This is a genomic window from Actinomadura sp. CNU-125 (genome assembly GCF_001942465.1).
Taxonomy (GTDB): domain Bacteria; phylum Actinomycetota; class Actinomycetes; order Streptosporangiales; family Streptosporangiaceae; genus Spirillospora.
Map to the genome: position 1 here is coordinate 1 of NZ_MKJY01000334.1, position 4,940 is coordinate 4,940.

A 4,940-nucleotide genomic window follows, 5' to 3' on the forward strand; every position below is an offset into this window, starting at 1 on the left:
AACCCGGACCCGGAAATCCTGCGCCGGCCGAAGGTGCAGGTCGACGGCGTTCCGAACACATGCCCGCGCTTTGCCGTCCGCGCTCCAGCGAACCCTGTTCGCCTGTTTGCGCAGGTCAACGGGATTTCGAACACGGCCACCTCGGTCGCGAACACTCTGTTCGCCGCCGATGTGTCCATCCGGTGTTCGCGCCATGAGCCATACCTGACGGCATCACCCGACCGGTGGCCCCAAGCAGCGACCGGTGACCCGCAAGGAGGCTCAGATGACCGACCACACCACCAGCCGCACAGCCCGCGCTCAGAGCATCGGCCACGCGCTCACCGTCGCCGAACGGTCTTTCCAGTTGCTCACCACCGGGCCGGACCCGCTGGCCATCGACGGGCGGACCACCACCGGCGGCCACCTGCCCCAACGGCCGATCGACCTGCACGAACTGCGGGAACTGCTGCTCGCCCCCGGCATCGACGACCCTGCCAAGGACGCCGTATGGACACAACTCGTCCGACGGGCCCGCAGCAGCGACCCGGCCTGGGTGATCGGCTGCGTCGGCGTGGCCATGCCCGGCCTGAAGAACGCCGCGGCCCGCATCGTGCGGACCACCCCGTCCCGGCACGCCGACGACATCGTCTCCGAACTGCTCACCGAGTTCGTCGCCCAGCTACCCCGCATCGACACCGACCGCCCCAACATCGCCGCGCGGCTGATCTTCTGGGCCCGCAAAGGCGCAATGCGAGCCCGCAGCCGCGAGCTGCACCCCACGGCCCGCGACCCCCGAGAACTGCCCGCACCACCGGCATCACACGAACCCGCCCCCGTCGAACTGCTGCTGCAAGCCGCACAGGCGAGCATCATCACCGCCGCCGACGCCGAGCTGATCATCGCCACCCGACTGGACGGCCTCACCATCCAGCACGTCGCCCGGCGGCAAGGAACAGCAACCAAGACGCTCTACAAACGGCGCCACCGCGCCGAAACACGGATGCTCGCCGCGATCCGCGACGGCGAACTGCGCGGGAGGCGTCCCTAGCGGGGAACACCTCGCATTCAGCCGCCATAAATACACCGTCCGGTATTAAGTTTACATCCCCGGCAAGTGCGGCAAACCGGCGTCGGATGGGGACGGCTTGGTCGTGCTTGTACGGTGATTTTCCTCGTCGGGATGGGCAAGATTATCGCCACGCCCCTAGCATCGCACCGCGCAGCGTCGGCGCCGGTGAATGGCCAACGCGTGCGAATGGCAGTCAGCGATCCGAGGAGGTCACCGTGTTCAGGTGTCGATCGACCGTCTCCAAGATCACCGTTCGAATGACCGTCGCGACCGCACTGCTATCGACTGGGTGCACTGGTGAAGGCGCCGCCGTTCCCTTGCCATCGGAGAGCGACCGACCGTCGGCTTCGGCACCGAACCCCGATGTCGAGGCGATCAAACATGCCTATGCTCAGTTTTTTGCGATTCTCGATCACGCTGACTCCTTGCCAGTGGATTCCCGAAAGCAGCAACTCGCGGCCCACATGACCGACCCGCAACTATCCCGGGTTCTTAAGCAAATCGAAGAAATGAAGACACAGGGAGTCACGTCATATGGCAAAACGGTCGGTTACGTGAAGAGTGTTCAAGTGGGTGACAATGAAGCGGTTGTGCTGGGCTGCCAGGACGGCAGCAAATCCGGGCTAATGAAATCTCACTCTCACAAGAAGATGAATCGGGGAGTGAAAGAGGAGAAAGTCAAGGCATACCTGTCCAAGGCCGCTGACGGGCGGTGGCGCGTCTCCAAGATGGTCTCTCTGGGCGAAGGCTGCTGACCGCCATGACGAGCACCACGCTGGCATTCGTCCTCGGCACGGCGGCTTCTTTGTCCTCAGTTGCGGCTGCACCACCGCCGCAGGACCCGGTGCCGCCGATCACCAACAGGTTCAACTACTTGTTCGGCGCGAAGGAAGACGGCAAGCCGGTCGGGCCAATGAACGGCTCTCAAGGTTCACCCGATCACGACGCCCCTCCGGACAGGGACGAGGTTCAGGCCCTGGCCCCCCACGAGTGCAAAACCGCGGGGAACGACGTTCAGGTTTGCGCCCCCGTACGGAGCGAGGGCCGGGGTCCGAGGGTGACGCCTGCGGATGTGGCAATGGCCGAATGGGCGCGGTTGCCCATACCCGCTCCGCAGGTGCGGACGGCTCCGCCGCGCCATAAGGGCGGTCTGGTGGGGGTGCCGGAGTGGTTCTGGGTGACGAACTGGAGGTCATTGAGCGGGCGGGCATCGGCCGGCGGAGTGTGGGTCGAGGTGACCGCCGTCCCGCAGCGGATGACGATCAAGCCGGGTGAGGGACGGCAGACGGTCCGGTGTCCGGGGCCGGGTGTGGCCTATGACCGGTCCAAGCCTGTGGCCGCACAGCGGACGGACTGCTCCTACACCTACCTGCGGTCATCGGCGCAGGAGCGGGGTGGCGCGTACCGGGTGCGGGTGACGGTCCTGTGGGGCGGGACTTGGCGGGGATCGGATGGTTCGGGCGGCGCACTGCCGCCGCTAAGCCGTTCGACGACGTTCCGGCTGCGCGTGGCCGAGGCGCAGGCACTCTATGGGCAGGGGAGACCATGAGAACGGACGGGAAGACGGCCGCGGCGCGGGTGCCGTCGAGCGGAGCCTCCAAGGGGCACGCCCGGACGACGTCGCCCGCATCGGGGCGTTTGGTGAGGCAGCGCCGTCCCGGCTGGACGGCGGCGGGGGCGATGCTGCTGGCGTTCGCGGTGCTGACGAACGTGTATCTGTTCCGTTCGTCCAGCGAGCGGGTAGCGGTCCTGCGGCTGGCCCGCGATGTGGCGGCGGGGCACAAGCTAGAGCGAGCCGACTTGGCCGTGGCCAGGGTGGCGGTGGACTCGGGTGTGCCGACGGTGCCGGAACGTCAACTTGAGGACGTCGTCGGCCGCCGCGCCGCGATCCACCTACGGGGAGGGACGCTGGTGGCGGCGTCGCAGCTCACGTCGGGGCGGACCCCGCAGCAGGGACAGGCGCTGGTGACCGTTCCGTTGAAGGCGGGCGAGGTTCCGCCGGGGTTGGGGCCCGGCTGGCGGGTGCGAGTGGTCTTCACGGTGGGTGAACAAGCACCGGCTGCCGGAACCGGTGCACAAGGCGGCCAGTCGGTCGTGCCGCGTGATGTCGAGGCGGTCGTCGATCAGGTGAGCGTCCCGGACGCTCAGGGGACCGTCAGCGCGTCGCTGCTGGTGGCCGATGCCGACAGCAGCATGGTGGCGCGGCGCGCGGCGGCCGGGCTCGTCGTGCTGGTGGTGACGGAGAGGCGGGGCTGAACGGTGGCGTTGTGCTGTCTGGTCTCGCCTGGTGGATCGCCAGGGGTGACGACGACCGCGTTGGGCCTGGCGCTGACGTGGCCGCGCCGGGTGCTGCTGGCCGAATGCGATCCGGCGGGACGTCGCGTCCTTCCTGGGTTCATGGCCGACCGGCTCCGCGAACCCGCCGGCCCGGGCATGCTCGGTCTCGCAACGCGGACTTCCCCGGCCTCGGGTACCGAGTTGCCGCTGGAGGAGTATGTGGTCCCGATCTCCGAAGACGGGCGTGTGGGCCTGTTGCACGGAGTTCGTGATCCTCGGAACGCTTCTCAGCTCGCGGGATTGTGGGAGCCACTGGCCAAAGCGTTCACGGCGCGCGACGGTGATGTGCTCGCGGACCTGGGACGTGTGGGCGGCGTGGAGACGCCGGTGGCGTTGCTCGATGCCTCCGACCTGGTGGTCATGGTCCTCAAGCCCACGTTGGCGCAGGTCGACGCGGCGACGCCTCGCCTTGAGGTGCTGCGCGGTCTGGCACCCGACCGGTTGGCGTTGTGTCTGGTGCCGGACGGCCCGTACAGCGCAGCGGAGGTCGAGCGCGTGCTGAGGCTTCCGGTGCTGGGCGAGCCCGCGTTCTCTCCCGGTGATGCGCGGGTGTTGTCGGACGGTGCGAGGCCGCGGATGACGTTCCGGACGTCGTTGCTGATGCGCTCGCTGGAGTCCCTCGGACGCCGCGTCCGCACCGCCATCACTGAACCGGTGGTGGCTGAAGCGGAACAGGTTCCCCGGCCACGGGTGCCGATTCGAGCGGCCGGGAAGGTGCGGCGATGAAGCAAACAGGATGGGCGCCTTCGCCCCCATCGCGGCCCGAAACCGTCGTTGTCCCGCGCGCTTCCAGCGTGGACGGATGGGCCGCCGTGCGCGAGGTGTCGTCGCAGCTCGCGGACGTCCTGACCGACGACGTGGACCGGGCGCGCGCGTGGCATCTGATCGAGGCGCAGGTGCAGGTGTGGGCGCACGAGCAGATGTCGGCGGGGCGGACGGTTCCGGTCGAGGTGCAGCGGCAGGTGGCGCGGCTGGTGTTCGATCGCCGGTTCGGGCTCGGGCCGTTGCAGCCGTTCCTGGACAGCGCGGACGTGGAAAACATCGTCGTCAACGGCTGCCGCGAAACGTGGGTGACCTACACCAGCGGGGTGAAGGAAGCGGGTCCCGCCGTCGCAGAAACCGACGAGGATCTCATCGAATGGGTGCAGTTGCTCGCGCGGCGCGGCAACACCGGCCGGGAGTTCTCGCACGCGTCCCCGCTACTGGACGTTGCCCTGCCGGGCGGGGTGCGGCTGGCGGTCGTGGGGTGGGTGTCGCGGCGTCCGCATCTGGCGATCCGGGTTCACCGTCTGGTCGACATCACGCTGGAGCAGCTCACCGACCGCGGAACCCTGTCGCCGCCGCTGCGGGAGTTCTTGTCGGCGGCGGTGCGGGCGCGTCGAAACATCATCGTGTGCGGGGAGGTCAACACCGGCAAGACCACGTTGGTGCGGGCGCTCGCGGGTGAAGTTCCCGCGACCGAGCGGCTGATCACGCTGGAGAGCGACTTCGAGCTGTTCCTGGACGACCCGTCCCTGGCGCATCGGCACCCGGACGTGGTCGCGATGGAGGC

Annotated in this window: 6 protein-coding genes; all 6 read left to right on the top strand. The window is 68.3% G+C overall.

Annotated elements, in window-relative coordinates; genetic code table 11:
* Positions 1 to 265 precede the first annotated feature (265 nt).
* A complete protein-coding gene (locus BJF79_RS32260) occupies positions 266 to 1,030 on the top strand; it encodes a sigma-70 family RNA polymerase sigma factor (protein ID WP_075903131.1) in 765 nt (254 codons plus the stop codon).
* A 278-nt stretch (positions 1,031 to 1,308) separates the two neighbouring features.
* Positions 1,309 to 1,806 (top strand): hypothetical protein, encoded by a 498-nt coding sequence (locus BJF79_RS54145; RefSeq protein ID WP_143220509.1) that lies wholly within the window; start codon positions 1,309 to 1,311, stop codon positions 1,804 to 1,806.
* Between the two features lie 398 nt (positions 1,807 to 2,204).
* Entirely contained in the window at positions 2,205 to 2,600 is a 396-nt protein-coding gene (locus BJF79_RS62575; protein WP_143220511.1) for a hypothetical protein, read from the top strand.
* Positions 2,601 to 2,731: 131 nt separating this feature from the next.
* Positions 2,732 to 3,307: an SAF domain-containing protein gene (locus tag BJF79_RS32270; RefSeq protein WP_158079361.1), complete on the top strand. Its 576-nt coding sequence runs from the start codon at positions 2,732 to 2,734 to the stop codon at positions 3,305 to 3,307.
* A gap of 45 nt (positions 3,308 to 3,352) precedes the next feature.
* Entirely contained in the window at positions 3,353 to 4,114 is a 762-nt protein-coding gene (locus BJF79_RS32275; RefSeq protein ID WP_075903135.1) for a hypothetical protein, read from the top strand.
* 86 nt (positions 4,115 to 4,200) lie between these two features.
* Positions 4,201 to 4,940 (top strand): ATPase, T2SS/T4P/T4SS family (locus BJF79_RS32280; RefSeq protein ID WP_262402858.1); only part of this gene is annotated, 740 nt, incomplete at its 3' end.